The organism is Pleurocapsa sp. PCC 7327 (assembly GCF_000317025.1).
GTDB lineage: Bacteria > Cyanobacteriota > Cyanobacteriia > Cyanobacteriales > Microcystaceae > Hydrococcus.
This window is the reverse complement of record NC_019689.1, coordinates 1,252,370-1,273,866: the sequence shown is the minus strand read 5'-3', so window position 1 is coordinate 1,273,866 and position 21,497 is coordinate 1,252,370. Positions and strand designations below refer to the sequence as shown.

Annotated in this window: 18 protein-coding genes; 12 read left to right on the top strand and 6 right to left on the bottom strand. The window is 50.1% G+C overall.

Features of this window, described 5'->3' with window-relative positions; genetic code table 11:
• The first annotated feature begins 148 nt into the window (after nt 1-148).
• Complete coding sequence (locus PLE7327_RS05700) at nt 149-1,390, top strand: RNA-guided endonuclease TnpB family protein (protein ID WP_015142907.1); 1,242 nt, start codon at nt 149-151, stop codon at nt 1,388-1,390.
• 18 nt (nt 1,391-1,408) lie between these two features.
• Here PLE7327_RS05700 and PLE7327_RS05695 read toward each other — a convergent pair whose 3' ends face one another.
• From PLE7327_RS05695 to PLE7327_RS05685, 3 genes are all read right to left on the bottom strand, one after another.
• On the bottom strand, nt 1,409-1,738 hold the full coding sequence (locus tag PLE7327_RS05695) for a heavy metal-binding domain-containing protein (protein ID WP_015142906.1): 330 nt from the start codon (nt 1,736-1,738) through the stop codon (nt 1,409-1,411).
• Nucleotides 1,739-1,870: 132 nt separating this feature from the next.
• Nucleotides 1,871-1,990, bottom strand: a complete 120-nt coding sequence (locus PLE7327_RS05690; RefSeq protein ID WP_015142905.1) for a photosystem II protein Y — start codon at nt 1,988-1,990, stop codon at nt 1,871-1,873.
• Nucleotides 1,991-2,058: 68 nt separating this feature from the next.
• On the bottom strand, nt 2,059-2,604 hold the full coding sequence (locus PLE7327_RS05685; protein ID WP_015142904.1) for a gamma carbonic anhydrase family protein: 546 nt from the start codon (nt 2,602-2,604) through the stop codon (nt 2,059-2,061).
• A 115-nt stretch (nt 2,605-2,719) separates the two neighbouring features.
• Here PLE7327_RS05685 and PLE7327_RS05680 point away from each other — a divergent pair, with 115 nt between their 5' ends.
• From PLE7327_RS05680 to PLE7327_RS05630, 10 genes are all read left to right on the top strand, one after another.
• On the top strand, nt 2,720-3,229 hold the full coding sequence (locus PLE7327_RS05680; protein WP_041391879.1) for a TIGR02652 family protein: 510 nt from the start codon (nt 2,720-2,722) through the stop codon (nt 3,227-3,229).
• Between the two features lie 95 nt (nt 3,230-3,324).
• Entirely contained in the window at nt 3,325-3,771 is a 447-nt protein-coding gene (locus tag PLE7327_RS05675) for a VOC family protein (protein WP_015142902.1), read from the top strand.
• Nucleotides 3,772-3,999: 228 nt separating this feature from the next.
• The gene (locus PLE7327_RS05670) at nt 4,000-5,184 is read left to right on the top strand and encodes a response regulator (protein WP_015142901.1); all 1,185 of its coding nucleotides are present in this window, start codon (nt 4,000-4,002) and stop codon (nt 5,182-5,184) included.
• Between the two features lie 41 nt (nt 5,185-5,225).
• Nucleotides 5,226-5,588, top strand: coding sequence for a response regulator (locus tag PLE7327_RS05665; protein WP_015142900.1), 363 nt, complete (start codon nt 5,226-5,228; stop codon nt 5,586-5,588).
• The gene (locus tag PLE7327_RS05660; protein ID WP_015142899.1) at nt 5,585-6,079 is read left to right on the top strand and encodes a chemotaxis protein CheW; all 495 of its coding nucleotides are present in this window, start codon (nt 5,585-5,587) and stop codon (nt 6,077-6,079) included. The genes PLE7327_RS05665 and PLE7327_RS05660 overlap by 4 nt, the downstream gene beginning before the upstream one ends.
• Before the next feature lie 27 nt (nt 6,080-6,106).
• Complete coding sequence (locus PLE7327_RS22570) at nt 6,107-8,545, top strand: methyl-accepting chemotaxis protein (protein WP_015142898.1); 2,439 nt, start codon at nt 6,107-6,109, stop codon at nt 8,543-8,545.
• Between the two features lie 6 nt (nt 8,546-8,551).
• Nucleotides 8,552-9,670, top strand: coding sequence for a TRAP transporter substrate-binding protein (locus PLE7327_RS05650; protein WP_015142897.1), 1,119 nt, complete (start codon nt 8,552-8,554; stop codon nt 9,668-9,670).
• 68 nt (nt 9,671-9,738) lie between these two features.
• A complete protein-coding gene (locus PLE7327_RS22565) occupies nt 9,739-12,588 on the top strand; it encodes a cache domain-containing protein (protein WP_015142896.1) in 2,850 nt (949 codons plus the stop codon).
• A gap of 61 nt (nt 12,589-12,649) precedes the next feature.
• A complete protein-coding gene (locus PLE7327_RS22560) occupies nt 12,650-15,106 on the top strand; it encodes a methyl-accepting chemotaxis protein (protein WP_015142895.1) in 2,457 nt (818 codons plus the stop codon).
• 267 nt (nt 15,107-15,373) lie between these two features.
• Nucleotides 15,374-18,430, top strand: coding sequence for a response regulator (locus PLE7327_RS05630; RefSeq protein WP_015142894.1), 3,057 nt, complete (start codon nt 15,374-15,376; stop codon nt 18,428-18,430).
• A 53-nt stretch (nt 18,431-18,483) separates the two neighbouring features.
• Here the strand turns inward: PLE7327_RS05630 and PLE7327_RS05625 are convergent, their stop codons facing one another.
• Nucleotides 18,484-18,978 (bottom strand): GNAT family N-acetyltransferase, encoded by a 495-nt coding sequence (locus PLE7327_RS05625; RefSeq protein WP_015142893.1) that lies wholly within the window; start codon nt 18,976-18,978, stop codon nt 18,484-18,486.
• A 69-nt stretch (nt 18,979-19,047) separates the two neighbouring features.
• On the opposite strand from PLE7327_RS05625, the gene PLE7327_RS05620 reads away from it, so the two are divergent.
• Nucleotides 19,048-20,067, top strand: a complete 1,020-nt coding sequence (locus PLE7327_RS05620; RefSeq protein ID WP_015142892.1) for a glutathione S-transferase family protein — start codon at nt 19,048-19,050, stop codon at nt 20,065-20,067.
• A 68-nt stretch (nt 20,068-20,135) separates the two neighbouring features.
• Here PLE7327_RS05620 and PLE7327_RS26380 read toward each other — a convergent pair whose 3' ends face one another.
• Both PLE7327_RS26380 and PLE7327_RS05610 read right to left on the bottom strand, forming a co-directional pair.
• Nucleotides 20,136-20,543 (bottom strand): transposase, encoded by a 408-nt coding sequence (locus tag PLE7327_RS26380; RefSeq protein ID WP_071880594.1) that lies wholly within the window; start codon nt 20,541-20,543, stop codon nt 20,136-20,138.
• Complete coding sequence (locus PLE7327_RS05610; RefSeq protein ID WP_051036387.1) at nt 20,495-21,064, bottom strand: hypothetical protein; 570 nt, start codon at nt 21,062-21,064, stop codon at nt 20,495-20,497. The genes PLE7327_RS26380 and PLE7327_RS05610 overlap by 49 nt, the downstream gene beginning before the upstream one ends.
• Nucleotides 21,065-21,497: the final 433 nt, after the last annotated feature.

The window sequence follows — 21,497 nt, the reverse complement described above, 5'->3', positions numbered from 1 at the left end:
ACTCGATGGAATTTACTACCTTTTTGCCTTTTACCTTTTTACCTTCAACCGCGAGAAGGCTCCCGCCATAATCTCTGATTTGGCGGTGAGATGAATCGCGGACAGGATCTATGCTAGGATAGTTTACGTCGAGCAAATTAACGTAAAAATGCTGGTATTCGAGGCAAAACTTGAGGGAGAGGAACAGCAGTATAGATTGTTGGATGAGGCAATTCGTACTGCTCGTTTTGTCAGAAACTCTTGCTTGCGATACTGGATGGATAACCGTAACATCGGACGTTATGAGTTGAGTGCATATTGTGCTGTCCTGGGGAAAGAATTTGCTTGGGCAGGAAAACTTAACTCGATGGCTCGTCAAGCTAGTGCTGAAAGAGCTTGGTCTGCAATCGCTAGATTCTTTGATAATTGCAAGAAGAATAAGCCAGGAAAGAAAGGATATCCACGCTTTAAGAAAGAGCAGACACATGGGTCTGTAGAATACAAGACCACAGGCTGGAAACTTTCTGAGTGTCGTAGATATATAACTTTCAGCGATGGGTTTGAAGCGGGAACCTTCAAAATGTGGGGAACCCGCGACTTGCATTTCTATCAATTGAAGCAGTACAAACGGGTGCGGGTTGTGCGTCGTGCTGATGGCTACTACGTACAATTTTGTATTGACCAAGAGCGGTTGGAAAAAAGAGAACCGACATCTAAAACTATCGGTCTTGATGTTGGACTGAACTACTTTTATACAGATAGCGATGGAAATACAGTAGCTAATCCAAGACATCTGCGTAAAAGTGAGAAGTCTTTGAAACGACTTCAACGTCGCTTTTCTAAGACCGAAAAACGATCTAAAAACCGAGCCAAGTTTAGAAAAAAACTGGCAAGAAAACACCTCAAAGTAAGTAGGCAGCGTAAAGACTTTGCCGTAAAGTTGGCAAGGTGCGTAATCCAGTCTAACGACTTGGTAGCTTATGAGGATTTGAAGGTGCGTAACCTGGTCAGGAATCGACATTTGGCTAAATCTATATCCGATGCAGCCTGGACAACTTTTCGCACATGGGTTGAGTATTTTGGCAAAGTGTTTGGTGTAGTCACAGTTGCCGTACCGCCTCACTACACCAGCCAGAACTGCTCTAACTGTGGTGAAGTTGTCAGAAAGTCTTTGAGTGTCAGGACTCATGTTTGTACTCATTGTGGGCATACACAAGATAGAGACTGGAACGCTGCTCGGAACATTTTAGAGAAAGGATTAAGTACGGTGGGACACATCGGAACTCACGCCTCTGGAGACATCGACCTCTGCCTTGGTGGGGAAACTCCTCAAAGTAAGCCGAGTCGTGGAAAGAGGAAGCCCAAAGAGCAATCTTTGGAATCCCCCGCTAGATTCGGTACTCCGAATTAGCGGTGGGAGGATGTCAATTTAATCTTCGTATCTTACTGCCGTTCCGCTAGCCGATACCATCAGCATGTTACCGCCATCCCCAATCCCAATAGATTCGTAATCCAAGTCAACTCCAATAATGGCATTGGCTCCCATCTCTCTCGCTTCTTGAATCATCTCGTTAATGGCAGTTTCTCTTGCTTCTCGCAGCGATCGCTCGTAAGCTCCCGATCGCCCGCCGACAATATCGCGGATACTAGCAAAAAAATCTCTAAAAATATTAGTCCCCAAAATTGCCTCGCCACAGACTAATCCATAGTAACGGACGATCTTTTTTCCTTCGATGGTCGGTGCTGTCGTAACAATCATAATCAGTACAGTTACAAGTCAGTCGTAGAGGCAAGGCAGTGCCTTGCTCGTACAAAAGTTAAAAAAATAAACCGACTGCTTTCCCAGGCGAAAAACAGTCGGTAAGACAAGGAATTTCGAAAGCTTGTATTATTAGCTTTCCTTGCTCAGAAACTGTTGAGCTTGCCTTAGTGCGGCACTCAAAATATTAAATCCTGCCCATCCGGCTGCCACGAGAACGGGAAGTAGCACGACTAAAACTCGCCAGTCCATATCTTATCTTTCCTCTTTGAATACTTAAGGTAATTTAAAAGATTTTCATGTTTATATTTATATCCTAATCAGTGGGGACTTGTGAATCCTAGATCGGTTCCTTTTCCCGCATGGACTAGAGCGAGTTTCTCGTAGTGCCGCGCGTGTTCGAGCAAATCTTCGGCTTCCGCATCCGAGACATCTCGCGCTATTTTGGCAGGAAGTCCGACAACTAGCGATCGCGGCGGCACGCTTTTCGTCACGATCGAACCCGCGCCAACAATACTCCCCGCACCAACTCGCACGCCGTTGAGGATGACAGCGCCAATGCCAATCAAACATCCTCGTTCGATATGCGCCGAATGAATGACGGCGCGATGACCGACGGTCACGTAATCTTCTAAAATAGTAGGCTGACCGGGGTCGCCATGTAAAACCGCCCCATCCTGAACATTGGTATGAGCGCCAATTTCGATTCGTTCTACATCTGCTCTGACGACGGCACTGTACCAGATGCTCGCACCAGTTGCTACGGATACATCCCCCATCACCACGGCATTGGGGGCAATAAAAGCAGCAGCAGATAAATCTGGGGGCGACCAATAAGCGCCTAGAGCCGATAAATTCTCCTGCATCAGTCTTTTGTCCAAATCTAAAATCTACAATTTAAAATAAAAGCCCTACACAGATGAGCAGATATAATATATCCACGACTGCTGGCGGATACCAGAGATGCACAATATATCCTCAATGATAAGTCCAGGTTTACAATATCCTATATTTGGCCCAGAAATTTCCTGCCCGCACTGCCGTCAAATGATTCCAGCTTTGACGCTGACGGATACCTATTTGTGTCCGCGCCATGGTGCTTTTGAGGCAAACCCACAAACCGGCGAACTGGTTCACCTACAGTCGGGACGGCACTGGCGGCGCTGGAATGGAGAATGGTATCGACAGCACACTCATCCCGACGGCATTCGCTTTGAAATTCACGAGGCACTCGATCGCCTCTATACTCAGGGCTATCGGGCAACTAAGGTCATTATCGCCAGTCGCTATCGCGAGTTGGTTAGCGCTTATCTAGAACGCAATACGCCTTGGCGCGGAAATTCCGATTCCCAGACTCCCCGATTATATGGGCTTCCGGTTGAATTTAGTCCCGAATCAAAAGAAGATCCCTGTTGGGACGTGATTAATTTCGATTTGGAAAAAGAACCAGGAATCCCCAAACGCTATCCTTACTTTCGCTTGTTTGAATAATTAAGATTTCTATCAGTTAGTAGTTAGTGGTTAATAGTTATACTATCGACTAACTACTAACCCAATTCGTCAACCACTAACCGATCGCTGAATTCATGCATCATGCTTCTATTCGCACGGCTAATATTCATCGGGCGATCGCGTTTTACGAAAAGTTAGGCTTTACCGTAACCGAACGCTTCACGACAGGTTACACTCTCGCTTGTTGGATGGAAGGGTTGGGCGGCAGGATCGAATTGATTCAGATTCCCGAACCCAAACCCGCTCCCGATGCCTTTAGCGACGAACATTATGTCGGCTACTATCACCTGTCTTTCGATTTGACGGATAAAACCCCAGATTTACCCACTTGGCTGAGGGATTTAGAAGCGAGGTTTGCCGACGCTGCCAGGCAAAATCCCGAACAATTTCAAGCCTTAAAAGTTTTGCTCGAACCCATGCAGCGAATCATCGGCGATCGCGTTTATGAAGTCGCCTTCATCGCCGATACTGATGGGTTACCTTTGGAATTTATACGAGTAATGTCTACCATCGGGCGCTAAAACTAACATCGCCACGCACTTCGCTGACAAAATATAAAAAACTTGAAATCGCCTAATCGGATTGACTGGTAGTTTTAGAAGGGACGACCCCGCATCAGTTAGCTGAATGTTTGCTATCTAAAAAACATCTAAAGCTTACCAAAAATCTAACTTATATTTTACGGCTGCTTCGATCGTTTTTTCCAAATAAATAGGTATACTCCTAAATAAACGGCAATTGCATCAATTATGAGCGGGTTAACATCCTCCAACATCGCGTTTGAGTCCCGTGAGTTGCCAAACTTACTCGCTTCAGCCTGCGAAGAAGTCAGGACTGGGTACTGGCAGTTTAAATTTACGAGCGCTCCCGGAGCAAGCGACCCAAAAGCACCGTGGTATTTGGCAATGTCTCAAGGACGGGTAATTTTTTCTGGGTCTCAACCCCTATCTTGGCGATCGCTGTGCCAGACGCTGCAACGCTACCTGCCCAGTTTGCGTACCGCCAGCGTCAAGCAAACGCTTCAGGCGATCGCGCAAGAGTCATCGCCGCAGGAATTGGCAATGCTCAGTAAAGTGTTGTTGAAAGCCGAGCAAAGGCTTCCTGCGCTAGAGCAGCAGAACGTCGTCAGTGCCATCCATCTGCAAATCCTATCCGACTTTGACACCTACCTTTTTGACTCGGCGGGAAGCGGTCGCTATAGCGACAATAATGCCTTAGTTTATCAGGCTCCCGTGAGCGGCTTTAAATTAGAAGATTTAATTTTCCAAGCGCAAATGCGCCAAGAAGAATGGAAAAGTCTGCGACGCTATGTCCCTTCGATGTTGGGTACGCCGATTCTGAACTCGGAAGCCTTAGAAAATTCTAGCTTGGGCGCAGAGCAAAAACAGCTCGTGCGGAAATTAGTCGGTCTGGGCAAACCTTTAAGCGCGATCGCCCAAGTCATGGCAAAAGACCCACTCGAAACCGCCAAAATGTTTGCCAAGCTGATTGAGAAGGGCTATGTAACCTTGCAGCTTTCCCCAGATATCGCCGCCAAATTTGCCGCACCGGAAGTATTTATCGTCGATGACTCCCCCCTCTTTCTGCAAAAGTTTAAATCCTTAGTCACGAGATGGGGCTATCGCGTCAATGCCTGGGGCGATACCGCTACCGTCGTTCAAAAGATGCTAGAATCCAATCCCTCGATTGTCTTTCTCGACATCAATATGCCAGGAATGTCAGGATTTGACTTAATTAAGGAAGTGCGGCGGCAACCTCAGCTTGCCGTGCTCCCCTTGGTATTATTAACAGGGGAGAATTCCCTCTCCAATCAATGGCGAGCCAAGTGGGGAAACTGTAAATTTTTGGCAAAGCCGAGAGCGTCTGAGGAAATTTTTAGCTTTCAGGTAGAACTGCGCGGCTTGCTGCAAGAAGCAGTCCCCCTGCCTCAATAATCTGTTGATTTTAAAACGATTGTAGCCAGGGAAAATTTCAAATGCGGTTATTAGTAGTAGATGATAGTGCAGTGGATAGACGCTTGTTGGTGTCTCTCCTGCAAGAGTTGGGACATCAAGTCGATGAAAGTGCCGATACAGCAGGTATTTTGGATAAAATCGCCCAGGAAAAATACGCCACCGTGTTTCTCGATATCGTGATGCCAGAGCAGGATGGCTACAAATTCTTACGAGAACTGCGCTCCAATCCGACCACTGCCAAACAACACGTGATCTTTTGCTCTAGCAAAAAAACCCCCATTGAAGTTAACTATGGCATCAAGCGGGCAGGAGCAGATGCCTACCTAACCAAGCCCGTAACCCGCGAAAGCGTGAGCGCAGTTTTAGAGGAGGTTCCCACATGACAGAAAAAGCTGAGGGCGCAGCGATCGCAACCCCTCCGAGCGGCAGTCGTTTCATCTTGGCACAACTCGATCGGCTAACGCTGGTGTTTACCGCTAACTTAGTTGCGGAAACCTTGTTAATCGATCGCTCCCAGATTTTACCGATGCCTTTCTATCCTTCGGTCGTTTTGGGTTGCATTCACCACGCCGGACAGCTCGTGCCGCTTGTAGCCACCGATGCTTTGTTCGGGATTTCCAGCCCTCTGACGAAAGAACGATTGACCGTCGTTCGCCTGGGCGAACAAGCACAGAAGTTTGCCGGAGTTGGGCTGGTTGTCGATCGCCTCTTGAGCAGTCAAACAAGCGAGCAGTTGCCAGCAGAAATCTTTGACGCGGATCTATATTTCCCTGCCACAGAAAGGGAGGCAACCCTGAAACTGTTTAAAACGCAACTGTTGAGCGACGAACTGTTTCTGCCCCAGCGCTGGGCTGCCAGCACGAGCCGCTCTTGAAGTCTGTCAACGTTTTAGGAATTGGTTATGACGACAAGCCAACCCCAGTCTCAGCTTAAGATGATGCAAGCCAATAGAAAGCTGCCTCGCTTGAAATCCGTGGGAACTCGATTATTTCTTTTGGTAATGGGAGGGGCTTTAGTCGGACTAGGAAGTATGGCTTACCTCTTCTACAACTCCCTCAGAAAAGAGGTTGAGGCAGAAATTCGTCAAACGTTGAGCAGCAAAGTTAACTTAATCGACGGTCAAGTCCAGCAAGCTGAAGCGTTGGCAAAATCGTTACGAACCACTGTTGCTACGCTCCACGCTCAGGGGGTAGAAACTCCCGAAACCTACATTAAATTGACCCTGGAACTGTTCAAAAATCGCCCGGACTACGTCACGGGTCTAGGATTTATGCAACGAGAGTATGGCGTTCTGCCTAAAAAACCATGGTTTGGTCCCTACTACCTCTTAGATCCGGGAGTCCCAGATTTTCCCGGAAAACTCCTGCCAGCTCCTGACAACAAGATTCGCTACGTTGACGAGAATACGCCTGGAGATTTCTACCCGGAGTCGGATTATTGGAAGGATTACATGGTTCCTCAGAAAACGCTTTGGGCAGATCCCTATGAATACTATGGGTTCTTTTACACGACTTTTTATATCCCGATTTACGACGACCAAAAGCAATGGCTGGGAGGAGTTAGCGTTGATTTTGATGCCAGAACCTTTGAGAAATCTCTCCAAGATAAGGTCATTCGGGAGGCGGGTTATTTTGCGCTGCTGACCGATAGCGGTCAAATTGTCGCCTATCCTCCCGACCCTCAGAAAGGACTTAAGGCTGAAACGGTTAAATCAATTCCCGGACTGGAGTCAGTCTGGTCTCGACTGCAAAACGGTCAATCTGGATTGATAAAAGAGCGCGGAACTTATTGGGTATACCAACGAATTCCGTCAACCAACTGGGTGGCTTTGGCATCAGTCCCATCTGAGGTAGTGCTGCGTCCGGTACTGCTGATTACCGTGGGAGGAGCTGTCGCGGCAGGTCTGTTGCTAGCCGGGATCGTCGTCGTAGCAGTGCAATATCTCAATCGCCGCCTGAAACCAATTCTCGACAAATGTAACAAATTGGCTGCAACCGATGCGCAAACGCTCGCCCGCCTGGCAAACGAAGATGAGGTGGGGCGGGTATCCGTGTCTTTTTTTAATCTGATCGACCAACTAGCCACCAAAGAAGAGCAAATTCGTCAAGAAGTGGCGCGAGCGGTGCAGGCGCAAGAAGAACTGAAGCGAGCGGTTGAGGTGGAGCGAGAAGGGGAAGCGCTGCAAGCAGAAGTTGGGCAGTTACTGGAGGTAATAGCGGCTGTAGAAGAAGGAGATTTTACCGTGCAAGCACCAGTAAGCGATCGCGTCACGGGGCTGGTAGCCGATACCTTCAACCGCTTAATCGAAGAAATCGCAAAAGTTCTGGCGCAGGTGCTCGAAGCTGCCCGCCAAGTGTCTGCGGGCGCAGACAACCTAGAGCAGATTGCCGAGGTAGTAGTAACTAACGCCGACCGACAGGCGCAGGAAGTGGAGCAGGCGTTGAGTTTGTCCGAGCGAGTAGAACGCTCTGCCGAGAGCGCCGCACAACAACTACAGGTCTCTAACCAGTCATTGCTGGCGCTCGATAGCACGGTACTCGACGGTCAAGCCGCGATGGCAGACCTAACGAGAGCAACAGAGATGCTGCGCCAAGGAACCGACCGCATCGTCCAGCAAATGAAGACCCTCGGAGAGTTCGTCGGACTGACCGAGCAATTGGTACGCGATCAAAACCAAATTGCCATGCAAACGCAAGTGCTGGCACTCAACGCCTCCCTGGTAGCCGCCCGCGCTTGCGAGCAGCAAAACCCCAGACAGTTCGCTATAGCCGCCAAAGAATTTGAAGCAATCGCCGATCAAGTGAGCAAGCTCGCCCAGCAAACTAACGAAGGCTTATCAGTGCTAGAGCAACGAACGACCCAAGTCCAAAACGTCGTGGCAGCGGTGGATGCCGGAGTGCAAAACCTGGGCGGACTGGTCGGAGGGTTCACTGAGGGGGTAGAACGGTCAACTGAGGCATTTAACAACGTACAAATGGTAACTGCCAATGTCTTACAAGCCGGCGAAGCCGTTACCCAATCGAGTCAGGATATCATCAATACCGTTCGCTCTACTGCCGCTGCCATGCGAGACATCGCCGAACTCGCCCAGCGCACGGTTCGGCTCACTCAGAATACCCGCCATCAATCAGAGACAATGGGCGACCTCTCAACTCGACTCTTGCAACGGGTAGAATTTTTCCGCCTTCCGAGCGAACTGTTGCCGCAACCTCCCTTGGAACCGGAGTCGGTCGATCTGTCTGGGACTGGCGAAAGTACCGTCGATGCCAACTCGACTTCGGTCGAGCGGGGATCTTCTTTGTCTCCAACCGTTCGATCTGTTCTAGTCGGTGAGGAGTAAAGTGTTATGAAGCGTAGGCGGCTAGTCAACCATTTAGCGATCGCAACAGCCAGTAGCGCTACTCTCGCTGCTTGTCGCAGAAACCAACAACTCCTGGTCAATACGGAAATTGGGCAAGCCGAGCGAACCCAGATTGAGTGGCGGATGGCAACCAGTTGGTCGGACAAAGTTGAAACGTACTATCAGGCAGCGACCCGGATTTGCGATCGCGTCGAGCGATTGACCAACGGCAATTTCAAAATTAAGCCTTTCCCAGCTGGAGGCATTGCTCCCGCCCAACAAATTCTCGATGCCGTTGGCGAGGGAAAAGTTGAGTGCGGACATACAGAAGGAATTTACTACGTTGCTAAAAGTCCTGCCTTGTCTTTCGCAACCAGCATTCCCTTCGGATTTAACCCCTCTCAACTGATGGCATGGATCTATGGGGGAGGTGCTCTGGAGCTGTTGAGAAAAGCTTACGCTGACTATAATGTTATCTATTTTCCGGCAGGAACGACCGGTCCGCAGATGGGAGGTTGGTTTAAGCAGAAGATCGGCTCGCTTGCCGATCTCAAAGGGTTGAAGATGCGGATACCGGGAATTGGGGGCAAAGTTGCCAAGCACATCGGTATCAATGCCATCAACCTTCCCCACGTGGAAATTCCGGCAGCATTCGAGCAGGGCGACATCGAGGCGGCAGAATTTGTCGGTCCTTATGAAGATGAAAAGCTCGGTCTGAATAAATTTGCCAAGTTTTATCACTATCCGGGCTGGCACGAACCGGGCACTAACCATGATTTGCTCGTCAATTTGAATGCCTGGAAGAAATTGCCCAAGGACTACCAAGAGGCTCTCGGCGTAGCGGCTTTTGAAACCCAGGTTTTGTCCCAATCCCAGTGCGAGGCTCTCAATCGCCAAGCCCTACAGCGCCTGCTGGCAAGCGGAACCGAGCTAGTTGCCTTTGAAGCGGAAATTCTCAAAGCTGCTAAAGAGGCAGCCTTTGAGCTATACGAAGAAAACGCGAGTAAGGACGCAATGTTTAAAGCAGTCTATACCAGCTGGAAGGGTTTCCGCAAAACCATTTTTTCCTGGAATCGCATCAACGAGCTTAGCTATGACGATTTTGTCTTTGCTCAAGCCAATTGAAAGATCGAGGCGATTTTGAGGAACCCTAACCTTAGTGACGAACAGTAGTCTGAGGAGTTTGACCGACCATGACAGCTCAATCTGCTAAAGATAGGCGTTCCGGACGCGATCGCACTCCAGCTGCCGGGAGAATTTCTCACTCGGCGTTGAAGGCTTCGATCGCTCGTCGTGCTAAGGGACGGTTGGGGATCCGCCTCAAAGCTACGGCTCTGGCAACAGTTTTTGGGGGATTGCCCGTGTTAGTAGTCGGCGCTATTGCTTACTGGGTCGCCGATCGCTCGATCGTTCAAAAAATTGCCGAAGAGAAAATTACCGAATCTACCCAGCTATCCGACCGCCTCAGCCGTTTCTTGGAAGACCGCATCGCCAACCTCAAAACGGCTGTCAGGGTTGCCGAACTGACCGGGGGGACAAACTTTTCAAGCGCTCCCAGCGAGCGGGCGCGGACGGCAGCTCGACAGAAGCTAGAGAAAGAGCTGAGTCATTTTACTCAAGACTATCCCGTCTATTCTAATATTTCTCTATACGACCTTCAAGGCAATCCGATCGCCCGCTCGCTAGGTTCTGCCAGGGAACCGAATCAGAAAAACTTTCCCTACTTTCAGCAGGTAATTAAGAAAGGAATTCCGGTCATCAGCGAGCCAATTGCTACGAAAGTGGGGGATTCTCAACGGTGGGCGATTTATCTTGGCGCTCCTATCAAAAACGATGGCGATCGCGTCAGCGCCGCGATCGTTGCCAAAATCCCCGTAGAATTTGTCGGCAATGCCATTTTGAGAACGTCGGGTTTATCCGAGCATACGACCTATCGCTTGATCGACAGCTCCGGGCGAATCTTTCAAACCCTTAACCCACAAAACAAGCAAGCCAATAGCGCGATCGGCAGTAAAATCGCCGAGAAGACGGCATTGTTTGCACCAGTTAACGCTCAACGGCGCAATCAAGCTTGGATTGATGGCAACTCCTGGGGCGAGCAATTGTACGCCTATAGCCCCGTTCTCAATGTGAGTGGTTTGAGTTGGAGCGTAGTGACTGCAACCGATAGCACCATTGCTTTTGCCCCTCAGCGAAATTTGCTACAAGCCATCGGCATCGGTACGGTTTTGACGGCTTTGGTAACGGCGGTTTTAGGAGCTTTCATCGCCAATCGAGTGACTCTCCCCGTCTTGCAGGCAACTTCAGCCGTCGAGAAAATCGGTGAAGGGAACCTGGGTATTCGAGTTCCAGTGCGAGGCAATGATGAGTTAGCCGTTTTGGGAGATAATATCAACCGTATGGCAAGTCAAATTCAGAATTTACTGGGGACATTGCGCCAAAATACCGATCGCTTGAGTCTACAAAATCGCGTGTTAGCCGAACTAGCGAGAAATCAAGGGATATTGTTAGGAGATGTCAAAATAGCTGCTACTGCATTCACGAAAGCCACTGCCGAAACCCTGGGAGTAGAACTGGCGAGTATCTGGCTCTACAATAGCGATCGCAGTAAACTTGTCTGTTTAGACCTCTACGAGCTTACCCCCCAGCAGCATTCAGACGGGATGAAACTAAAGATAGTTGATTTTCCAAGATATTTTCAGTCCCTCGAACGAGATGCCTTTATCGTTGCCAATGACGTCAATACCCATCCCGCCCTGGAAGAGTTTTCGGATTCCTACCTCACTCCTCTGGGCATTCAGTCAAGGTTAGACGTGCCCATTCAAATTACCGCTCAGACAGTGGGAATCGTTTGTTGCGAACAGGTTGGCTCGCCTCGACAGTGGCTCCCAGAGGAGCAAACCTTTGTCGGCTCGATCGCCAACCTAGTATCTCTAGCGCTGGAAAATCAGACGACCCAGGAAGAAGTGGGTCACTTGCTCGATATCGTATCTTCAGTAGAAGAGGGAGATCTGACCGCTCGTGCCAATGTCAGCGATCGCGCGACGGGATTGGTTGCCGATACCTTTAATCGATTGCTCGAACAACTGGGTCAGATCTTAGCCCAGGTATCCGGAACGGCTCAACGAGTAACGCAAACCTCCCAACAGCTCGACGAATCTTCCAGAACTGTCGCCCTCAACGCCCAGCAACAAGCTGAAGGCGTCACTAAGGTCTTGAACCTCACCAAATGGGTGCAAAATTCTGCTCGCCATTCAGCCAACCAAATCGCGCTGGCAAACCAATCCTTGGGAAAAGTACGAACTACCGTCGAGCAAGGGCAGTTAGCCATCGATACCCTTACTCAAGGCATTCGGACGCTACAAGCAGGAGCCGAACGGGTCGTGCGGCGAACCAAAGACTTGGATGAGTTCGTGACCCTGACCGATGGATTCGTGCAAGAGCAAAGCCAGTTGGCAGAACTGATCCAGTCGCTGGCAATGGGAGCAACGCTACTGGCGGCAAGGGCAACGGCACAGCAAGATCCCCGACAAATGATGGTGCTGGCGAAAGAATTTGAAACCATTGCCAACCAGATCAAAGACTTAGCCCAACAAACCGACAAAAACCTCAGCTCCCTCGAAAAACGCACCGATCGCATCAAAAAGGCGGTGTCGTCCATCGAGCGGGATTTGCAAGGAATCGATGGATTAGTAGACGGCTTGACCCTAGGAGTCGAAAAGTCCGCCGAAGCGTTTGAGAGCATCCAGTCTGCCACCGAAAAGGCCATTCAAATTGGAGCAACCGTCGGTCGGTCGAATCAGCAGATCGTACAAACCGCTCGCTCGACAGCAACGGCAATGGGCAATATCGCTCGACTGGCAGATCGAACCGCCCAACTCACCCAAACTACCCTAATCCAATCAGAGCGCATGCAACAAAGTTCTGAACAATTGCTACAAAGAATTCAATTTCTCCGACTGCCCGCCGAGGCAACCGAACGAGTGGACTTGTCCGAGGAGCGAGAAAATGCCCTTGATATTACCCCAAAGACTCCTACCTAACGCAGTCCTGGGAGCAGAAAACCGGATAGAATAGCGTCGCTAAAAAGCTAAAGGAGCATCCATGACCACAACGCCATCCAATCTACCCAGGCAAATCGCCGAGAACTTGACTCAACTTTTGAGTTCTTGGCAATTCTGCTCGAATTCAATTGGGACGCGGTTGTTTCTTTACGTGTTGGGAAGTGCTGCCATCGGCTTAGCCGCCTTGTCTTACTCGTTTTACCAAACCCTCGTTCGAGGCGCACAAGCCGAGATTCAGAATAGCCTGAGCACTCAAGTTAAATCGGTAGAAGCTCAACTGGCTCCTGTAGAGCAGCAAGTTCGCAGCTTGAGCGGAGCCGCGAACGTTCTCCATCGCCAGGGGATAAAAACCCCCTCGGCTTACGAGCAACTCGCCTTCTCTGCCCTGCGACAGGGATCGAAACTGCTGACGGGGATTGGTTTGGGTCAAACTCCCAGAGCGATCGTCCCGGATCGTCAGTGGTTTTTCCCCTTCTATTATTTTGACAAAAAAGTAGCAGGACAAAAAGGAAAGCGCCTCCCAGCTCCCGATGGGGATGTCATCTACTCCGAGCTGTTTGCCGATGACAACTACCCCAACCAAGATTATTACGCCACTCCGGTCGCGAGCGGCAAAGCTTCTTGGTTTGAACCCTATGGCAGTTATGGCGCTCTGATTGCCACTTATGCTGCCCCCATCTTCGATCGACAGCAGAAAATTATCGGAGTTGTCAATGCAGATGTCGATTTCGTCGATGTAACCCAGCAAATTGCCAACACAAAAGTGACACGAAATGCGGGATACTTTACAATTTTGTCGGCGCAGGGACGAATCGTTGCCTATCCCCCAGCGCCGCCCATTCCTCCCAAAAACTTGCAACCAGGACCGAGTGCCGAGACGGTGCCAGAACTAAAGCCAGTTTGGTCGTCAGTCCGACAGGGATTGGCTAGCCAGACCTCTGGACTGCTCGCGATCGAAGGCAAATATTGGGCGTATCAAAAGATTCCCAGTACGGGCTGGGTGATGCTGGCGGCCTTTCCCCAAGGAGCGATCGTCACTCCCGCAATTTTAACCAGCATCGGTGCGGCATTAATTGTGACGACCTTGTTGGGAATTGTGGTCTTGCTATTCGTTCGGAATTTGAACCGTCGCTTGCAGCCGATTTTGGATGAGTGCAACAAACTGGCAGCAGACGCTCAAACCCAAGCCAAGCTGCAAGGGCAGGACGAGATCGGACGACTGTCTGCGTCTTTCTTTAACCTGCTCGCACAGCTTGAAGCTAACCAAGCACAGATTCGTCAAGAAGCCAGCTTGAGAGTACAAATACAGGAACGGCAGCGACAGGCGCTCGAAGCTGAAAGCCAGGTATTGCAAGAGGATGTCGGACAACTGCTAGAGGTGGTAGCGGCAGTAGAAGAGGGCGATTTGACCGTGCAAGCACCAGTAAGCGATCGCGTCACGGGACTGGTAGCCGATACCTTTAATCGCCTAGTCGAACAACTCGCCCGCATCATGGCAGTGGTATCGTCTACGGCGCAGCAGGTTACTCAAAGCGCCGAAACCCTAGAGCAGTTTGCCGTACAGACAGTAAGTCAGGTACGATTACAAACCCGCTCAGTGGAAGCCATGCAAGCGCTGCTCCAAAATATTCGCAATCTGACCCGCGATAACGCCAAACAAACCCAAACTGCTAATAAGTCGATACAGCAGGCGCAGGAGGCTCTGGTTCGAGGTCAGGGGCAAATGACCCAGTTGACTGCCGAGATCGATACCCTCGACCGAGGAACGGTTCAGATTGTCCGGCGGATGCAAACCCTGAGCGACTTCGTACAACTTGCCGTACAATTTGCTAAAGATCAGAAACGCATCGCTTCGATGACGCGGGTGTTGGCACTCAACGCCGCGCTGCTCTCGACGCGAGCAACCGAACAGCAAGACCCGGATCAATTTGCTAGCATCGCCAGAGAGTTTGAAGCAGTTGCCGCTCAGGTAAACGATCTAGCCGTGCAAACCAGCCAAAGTTTAATCATACTGCAACAGCGAACCGAACAAATTCAGACGGTTGTGTCCGGGCTTAACCAGGATGCAGAAGAGATCGAGCGCATCGTCAAGGACTTCGCAACGGGAGTCGAACAATCCCGTCAGGCGTTTGATGAGATTAGAACCGCGACGGTGCAGGTAGCGCGAGTGGGGCAACAAGTGACCCAATCGAGTCAGGCGATCGCCGATGCGGCGCGGGACACCTTAAAATCGATCCGGGAGATTGCCGCACTCGCGTCCGATACAGAACGGCAAGCTAGCATCACTCGCGAGCAGTCAGAAGCAATGGGACAACTCGCCGGCAATCTGGATGAACTGGTGCGGTTTTTCCGCATTGCGCCAGAGCAAATGCAAACTGGCTCGGCTGCCAAAATCCTGCGTTCGGCTAATGATAGCGGCAGTCCGAGTAATGGTACGCAACCCGATCCGATGAATAATGAAAATAAGAAAGTAACCTCCTCGAGGAGAAAATCTTAAGTAGAGACGTTAGCGGCAACATTTCTAGGCTCGATAACCGCTCCTTGAATGTATATGTTCTTACCTCCTATCACCTCCTTTGACTATTTGACGAAATCAGACCTCTTGCAAAAATCAAATTCCCTCTTACCTATTCCCCCTTACCCCATGCCTGAAAGAAGTCTATCGATCCAATTCATTCTTCTTGCTTTCAGCCCGTCTCCGAGATGCGATCGCCCGCCTCTTTCCATTCTCTCCGTTCAATCTGTCTAATAGAGAAGGATCGCGATGGTATCAGGCAAATTTTCATCCCCAGAACCCAACGAGGTCGATCTCGCCGAACTTCAATTGCAGCAAGAACTGCGTGCCATGTTCGAGGTCGATAGCCAGAAGTATCTTCAAGATTATTTGAATCTGGTACAATGTCTCGATCCGCTCTCTTGGACGAGGGATATTCAAGAGCTATATCGAGTTATCCATACCATCAAAGGCAGCTCGGTGACTGTCGGTGCGGATGCCATCTTGCAGGTTGCTACCGTCCTAGAAGACCTGCTTTCTGACCTGCGTCACCTAAATCCCGCCCCACCTCTGGAGGATGGATGCTTGGGGCAGATGCTGCTAGAAGCCGGGGAACTTTTGGCGGGTAGCTTGCAGGTTCGAATGGCTGGAGAGGAAGCCTTAAAAGCCGTACAGCCTGCCATACAGCGAATTCAAACCCTGCGAGAGGAAGTCAAGCAACTTTATTTGCCAGAGTGGAACGAGCAGCGCCTACTCCACCAAGAATTTGCCGAACAGGGATTCGATCTGGTCGTACTGGATTTGGAAATGGCATTAGAGCGGCTGCCCCAGCAAGGAACGGTCGGTGATGAGACCGTGGCAGTGGCTCGGCAAACCCTGGACCAATTAGCAGAGATCGGTAACGATCTCGAATTTGCTAGCGGTTGGACGGAATTGCTCGATCGCTGCCAATCTCTCTTGAGTCGTCCCAGCGTCAAGGCATGGCGTACTCAGTGGACGAACTACTTGAACGCCTTGAAAGAATCTGCTCGCCAAGGCGGTAAATTCGTCGAGCCTGCTTTGTCTGAGACGGATGACTCAGATTCTTCAGAGCGCTCGGCGATCGATCCCTCTCAATTCGACTGTGAAGATTGCTCGCTCGAACCTCTAGTGGAGAACCTCGATTCAGAATGGCGCGAACCGAAGCTTGCCGCCGACGAGTTAGTCGATTGGGATATAGACGAGTTGAGTCAAGCCGCCGATGCCTTGGCTCAATTAGATTGGGAAGCGCTGAGCGAAGAAGCACCGAAACCAGCCTCAGATATCGAGAATGCATCTTCTCCTGAAACCTCGGACGACTGGCTGGAATTAGTTGCGCCGCCATCCGCGCGGTTGGATGCCCCCCAATCTACTACAGAAAGCGCGGCACCCGATGCGATCGCTCGTACCGAAAACCAGACCAATGAGATTCAGATTCCGGTTCCCTTAAGTCGCTTAGAGCACACCTCTCAAAGCTTGGTAGAAACCCTATTGACCGCCCGCGCTTCTCAAGGATTCTATCAAAATCTACAGACTCAGCTAACCCAGCTCTTGGCGCTGGCAAAAGAAAGCGCTCAATACATCACCCGTCTGCGACAACTGCAAGACGATTATGCTTTGCTCGATAGCCTTAAAAGGAGTAGTAATTCTGCCGAAGCTCCGATCCTAGAGCGCTATCGCCAAGGTTACACCACTATTAACCGCCTCCTCGAAACGAGTTTGCGTTTGTCAGAACTGGGAGCAGAGGCGGAAAAGACTGCCCTGCTCGCGGCGGGCAGTTTGGAAAGCCTGGATCGAAACATTCTGCGCCTGCGGCAAACTGTCGAGCAAAGTAGGCTTGTCCCCTTTAAAAACCTTGCCTTCCGCTCCAGAGCTATTGTGAGGGATCTAATCGTTCGTTTTGGCAAACCAGCCCGACTGGTCGTCGAAGGAGAAAAGGTCGAACTCGATGCCGGAACCAGCTCAAAATTAGAGCCAGTCTTATTGCATTTAATCCGCAACGCTTACGACCACGGACTGGAAAGCCCCGAAGAGCGAGCCAATCGCGGCAAGCCAGAACAGGGAACTATTACCATTTCGCTCAAACGAAGAGGCAACGCCTATCTGCTAGACGTAGGAGATGACGGTCGGGGAATCGAGGCTGAGGCAATTCGGCAATCTGCCCGGGCAAAAGGATTGCCGTTAACCAGCACCCAAACGCCCGCTGAGTTGCTGGCAGTCATCTGTCAGCCCGGTTTCAGTTCCAAAACCGACGTGAGCGAGGTCTCCGGGCGGGGCGTGGGGATGGATGTAGTTGCCAGTCAGGTTGCCAGTTTGGGAGGACGCTTGAGTCTGATGACCCAACCCAGTATCGGTACGATCTTTGAAATCCAGTTCCCGGTGCCGCAACTCTTGGTATCCTGCGTGCTGCTACAAGCAGGCGATCGCACCTTTGCTATTCCCAGCCAAGACATTATTAAAACGACCATCTTAGGCAATCTACAGGCAACCAAAACCAGCGATCCAAATGCGATCTGCTCCTGGAAGATTCAACAAGAAGATGAAACCCTATTGGGACTCGATTTGCTCGAATACTGGCAGCCTCAAGCTGCCGAACGGTCTTTACCAGATACGGCAGTTTGTCTGTACGTGCATCCCGCCCAGCAGTACCGGGGAATATGGATCTTAGCCGATGATTTGTTGGGGCAGACCGAGTTACTCATTACGCCTCTGCCTTCGCCGCTCGTCGCTCCAATTGCGCTGCTGGGAGCGAGCTTGCAACCCGATGGCTCCCCGATCCCCGTCATAGACGCAGCAACCCTAGCAGAAGTCTTGCTAGAGGATCCAGAGCGAATAGCTAAGCCGTTACCCGAACGGACACTTGCGACTAAGACAACAACAGTTCCCACCCAACCCACTCGCCAAGAAGTTGCCCAACTGACGCGATCGATTCTCGTTGTCGATGATGCCGCTCTGATGCGGCGACGACTCGAAGCGAGCTTGACAGCTTACGGTTACGCGGTCAGCACTTGTGCGGACGGACAAGAAGCTTGGAACTGGCTGCAAACCCATCCCGCTCCGGCTATGCTAATCACAGACATCGAAATGCCCAACATGGATGGCTTTACGCTTATCGACCGCGCGCGACGCATCGGTATAACTATTCCTATCATAGTTGTATCCTCCCGACTGGCAGAAGAGTGGAGCCAAGAAGCCCGCCGCGTTGGAGCAACTGACTATCTAACTAAAGGGTTTTCTACCGCTGAACTGATTAACAAAGTCAAAAGTCTCTTGGACAGTAGCGATCGCGCCGAATCAAAAAATCTATAAAATAACTTAAGCTCATCTCCTTTTCTTAGCGCGGGGGATGGGAGCGTCATTGGTCATTCATTGGTCACTCGTCCTTTGTTCTTTATCCCAATGACACACTGCATTAGGGTTAAGGGCAGTTGAAAGATCCTAGCCGCTAAATTAGAAAGACCAAATTTCCGCTTCAGAGGCGGCGGCAGTGCTTGCCAGGAAACGGGGATAAACCCCAAACAACCGTAAAACGATGCTAGCCTAGCACCAAGACATTCTAAATAAAGAGGTTGGGTCGCAGATTGAATGAGATGTCCCACTAGATAAGTTCCCAAACTGCGATCGCGCCAAGCTGGGGCAACGACTACGCTTCCCAGTTCCTGCGCTCCCTCAAAGGAACGTAATTGTCCGCAGGCAACGATCTTTCTCTCGCATTCAATGACCCAAAACTGCGATTGGCGCAACTGAGTTGGATCTAATCGAGCTAGCAGCACCAATTTGCGAATCCTCCACATATCTCTAGAGCTTGCCCGACGGAGGATACATTTATTCGGTAGGCTAGAAGAAAATTGTCTCATCCGTTTTGCGATCGCACTCTTCCTCAAAAAGTACCATTAAGGTAGCCCAGTCAAGCAAAAAGTTCCGCGATGAAAAGTAGCAAAAAGAGAAAGTCGCTGCCGCCAAAAGCTATTATCAAACTTGGAAGGTTTGTCTGGACGAGTCTGTGGCATTTAATGATGTCAAATCTCGCTCCGCGCAGCCAGTCGGGAGAATACGTTCGCCCTGCCAGTGCCTTTAGAAACTCTGTCGGTACGGAACCAGAAAACCCTTATCAACCAGCAGCAGGACGCTACTGCCTCTATGTAGGATGGGGCTGCCCTTGGGCGCACCGAACCCTTATTGTCAGAACTATCAAGGGACTTGAAGCCGCCATCCCCGTCACTATCGTATCCCCTGCGCCAGAAGAGGGCGGTTGGGCGTTTGAGAAGCCAGAGGAAGGCTGCCGCACCCTAGCCGAATTTTACCAAAAAGCCCAGCCAGGTTACGAAGGACGTTGTACCGTTCCGGTGCTTTTCGATCGACAAACGAAAACCATCGTCAATAACGAGAGTGCAGAAATTATCGTCATGCTCAACTCTCAGTTTAACAAGTGGGCAACCAATCCCGCTTTAGACCTTTACCCAGAAGAACTTAAGGAAAAGATCGACTGGTGGAACGAGAAGATTTACAGCGCAGTAAACAATGGCGTATACCGCTGTGGCTTTGCCCAAACCCAGGAGGCATACGAAAAAGCCTGTAACGAGCTATTTGCGGTCTTGGACGAGATTGATGCAGTACTAGCAGGGAGTCGATATTTGTGCGGCGATCGCGTTACCCTAGCAGACGTGCGTCTTTTTACTACCCTGTTCCGCTTCGATATTGTTTACTATGGATTGTTTAAGTGCAACCGCAAAAGAATTCGGGACTACACCAATCTGGGAGGCTACCTGTGCGACTTGTATCAGCTTCCTGGCGTAGCCGATACCTGCAACCTAGAGGCAGTCAAGCGCGAGTACTATGGGAACCTATTTCCGCTCAATCCCGGCGGCATCATTCCCATTGGTCCAGAAATAACCAACCTCCTCGAACCTCATAATCGAGAAAGGGTAGGCGTTTCAGTAAATTAAATTTGTAGCTTAGATAAGCGCACAGTTGAGGCTTTCTCGCGATCCCTCAAATCACAGAATAAATTGGCTCATAAGTAAGAAGTGTGCGGAGTAACCAGTGAGGCAATGAAGGCAGGGCAGATGCGTTTGAGGTTTCCCTTGAACTCAAAAATAGCAACATAACCACTCAGGCGCTCTTGGTGAACACCCTTAAAGGAGCTCAAGAAATTCCTCATATCTGTCCACATCCCTTCAACTGTGTTGACATGAACTTCTCGAAGCCCATCTCCCTCATCATCCCTTGCCCATTCATGCTGACTATGACAAACAGTAGCATGAGGACGAATGACGTGATTATAACTGGCTGATTCGTCAGTGAAGAGCTGACTCTCAATTACTGTGAATTGATGCACATGATTAACCAGTATTTCACCTGTAGTGTTCCTCACTACTCGCAATCGGACTTGCCCACTGTTTCGTCCAACCGTTCCAACCACTGGTGGTCGGTCATGATCCTAGGTGCCTTTACCTCGTCGTTTGTTCGCTCGTCGTCGAGGTGGGTCAAACGGGTCAAGATGCTGCTCTCCTTTTTCCCCGCCTTCTGAAACATCTCATCGGTTTCAGTTCGAGTGTCAGGTACGGGTTCCTGCGATTGTAACTGCTCGGCACGAGCTTGCAGTTGATGAGGTAAGGTTAACACCGTTTTGTAATTTAACTGTAATTCTCCTGCCAAGCTTTTAGTGGACTCTCCCTTGAGGATGCCTCGCAACAACAACACAACCCGTTCAGGTCTCAGGTGATGTTGCGCTAGTAACGTGCCACTGTAGAGGTTGTAAGTGTGGTCGCACACACGACAGCGATAAACTCTCAACTGAGAGCGATGCGTGGTTCTAAATCTTCGGGCTTGTTCCACCCCAGCTTTACAGTTGGGACAGCTCAAGCCATCCGGATGAAAATGCTCCAAAATCCACTGCCTGCATTTGTCTCGATTGAGCAAATCGTTCAGGGGAAATTCCATAGCATGCTGACATTACTTCTCCTGCACATATTTTACACATGAGCCAATTACGTCGAAAACCTCCTTTAACCCTCTACGTTCAATCCCGACAAATTTTTTTCACGCAAAACCAAATGTTCGGTCTGAAAAAATAACTAGGAAAAATAGAATATGCAAGAACTTCAGACACGGAAAAGTCCTCTTGAAGTTGAAATTGCCTTTCCCATCCGAACCAGAGTACTTCTTACTAGGCGCCGCCTACAGCAAATCCATTAGACCTCCTGCAAAAATTCCCGATCCGCCAAGAAATGAATTTCTTGACTTATAGTGTAAGTCTACTTAAGTAAACTAGGGCTGTTAGCTTGGGAAATTCATTCCCAAGCTCTAGTTGAGACTAAATCTACTTATGCAAGAGGTTTATTTTAATCGGTGTAACATCTCTGTTATTGAAGGC

Excerpts from the sequence above, each read along its gene's own strand:
- PLE7327_RS05665 (WP_015142900.1), top strand. The coding sequence starts at position 5,226 with ATGCGGTTATTAGTAGTAGATGATAGTGCAGTGGATAGACGCTTGTTG.
- PLE7327_RS05630 (WP_015142894.1), top strand. The coding sequence starts at position 15,374 with ATGGTATCAGGCAAATTTTCATCCCCAGAACCCAACGAGGTCGATCTC.
- PLE7327_RS05620 (WP_015142892.1), top strand. The coding sequence starts at position 19,048 with ATGAAAAGTAGCAAAAAGAGAAAGTCGCTGCCGCCAAAAGCTATTATC.
- PLE7327_RS05690 (WP_015142905.1), bottom strand. The coding sequence starts at position 1,990 with ATGGACTGGCGAGTTTTAGTCGTGCTACTTCCCGTTCTCGTGGCAGCC.
- PLE7327_RS05650 (WP_015142897.1), top strand. The coding sequence starts at position 8,552 with ATGAAGCGTAGGCGGCTAGTCAACCATTTAGCGATCGCAACAGCCAGT.
- PLE7327_RS05675 (WP_015142902.1), top strand. The coding sequence starts at position 3,325 with ATGCATCATGCTTCTATTCGCACGGCTAATATTCATCGGGCGATCGCG.
- PLE7327_RS22560 (WP_015142895.1), top strand. The coding sequence starts at position 12,650 with ATGACCACAACGCCATCCAATCTACCCAGGCAAATCGCCGAGAACTTG.
- PLE7327_RS05670 (WP_015142901.1), top strand. The coding sequence starts at position 4,000 with ATGAGCGGGTTAACATCCTCCAACATCGCGTTTGAGTCCCGTGAGTTG.
- PLE7327_RS05695 (WP_015142906.1), bottom strand. The coding sequence starts at position 1,738 with ATGATTGTTACGACAGCACCGACCATCGAAGGAAAAAAGATCGTCCGT.
- PLE7327_RS05660 (WP_015142899.1), top strand. The coding sequence starts at position 5,585 with ATGACAGAAAAAGCTGAGGGCGCAGCGATCGCAACCCCTCCGAGCGGC.
- PLE7327_RS05685 (WP_015142904.1), bottom strand. The coding sequence starts at position 2,604 with ATGCAGGAGAATTTATCGGCTCTAGGCGCTTATTGGTCGCCCCCAGAT.
- PLE7327_RS05680 (WP_041391879.1), top strand. The coding sequence starts at position 2,720 with ATGATAAGTCCAGGTTTACAATATCCTATATTTGGCCCAGAAATTTCC.
- PLE7327_RS22565 (WP_015142896.1), top strand. The coding sequence starts at position 9,739 with ATGACAGCTCAATCTGCTAAAGATAGGCGTTCCGGACGCGATCGCACT.
- PLE7327_RS22570 (WP_015142898.1), top strand. The coding sequence starts at position 6,107 with ATGACGACAAGCCAACCCCAGTCTCAGCTTAAGATGATGCAAGCCAAT.
- PLE7327_RS05625 (WP_015142893.1), bottom strand. The coding sequence starts at position 18,978 with ATGAGACAATTTTCTTCTAGCCTACCGAATAAATGTATCCTCCGTCGG.
- PLE7327_RS05610 (WP_051036387.1), bottom strand. The coding sequence starts at position 21,064 with ATGGAATTTCCCCTGAACGATTTGCTCAATCGAGACAAATGCAGGCAG.
- PLE7327_RS05700 (WP_015142907.1), top strand. The coding sequence starts at position 149 with ATGCTGGTATTCGAGGCAAAACTTGAGGGAGAGGAACAGCAGTATAGA.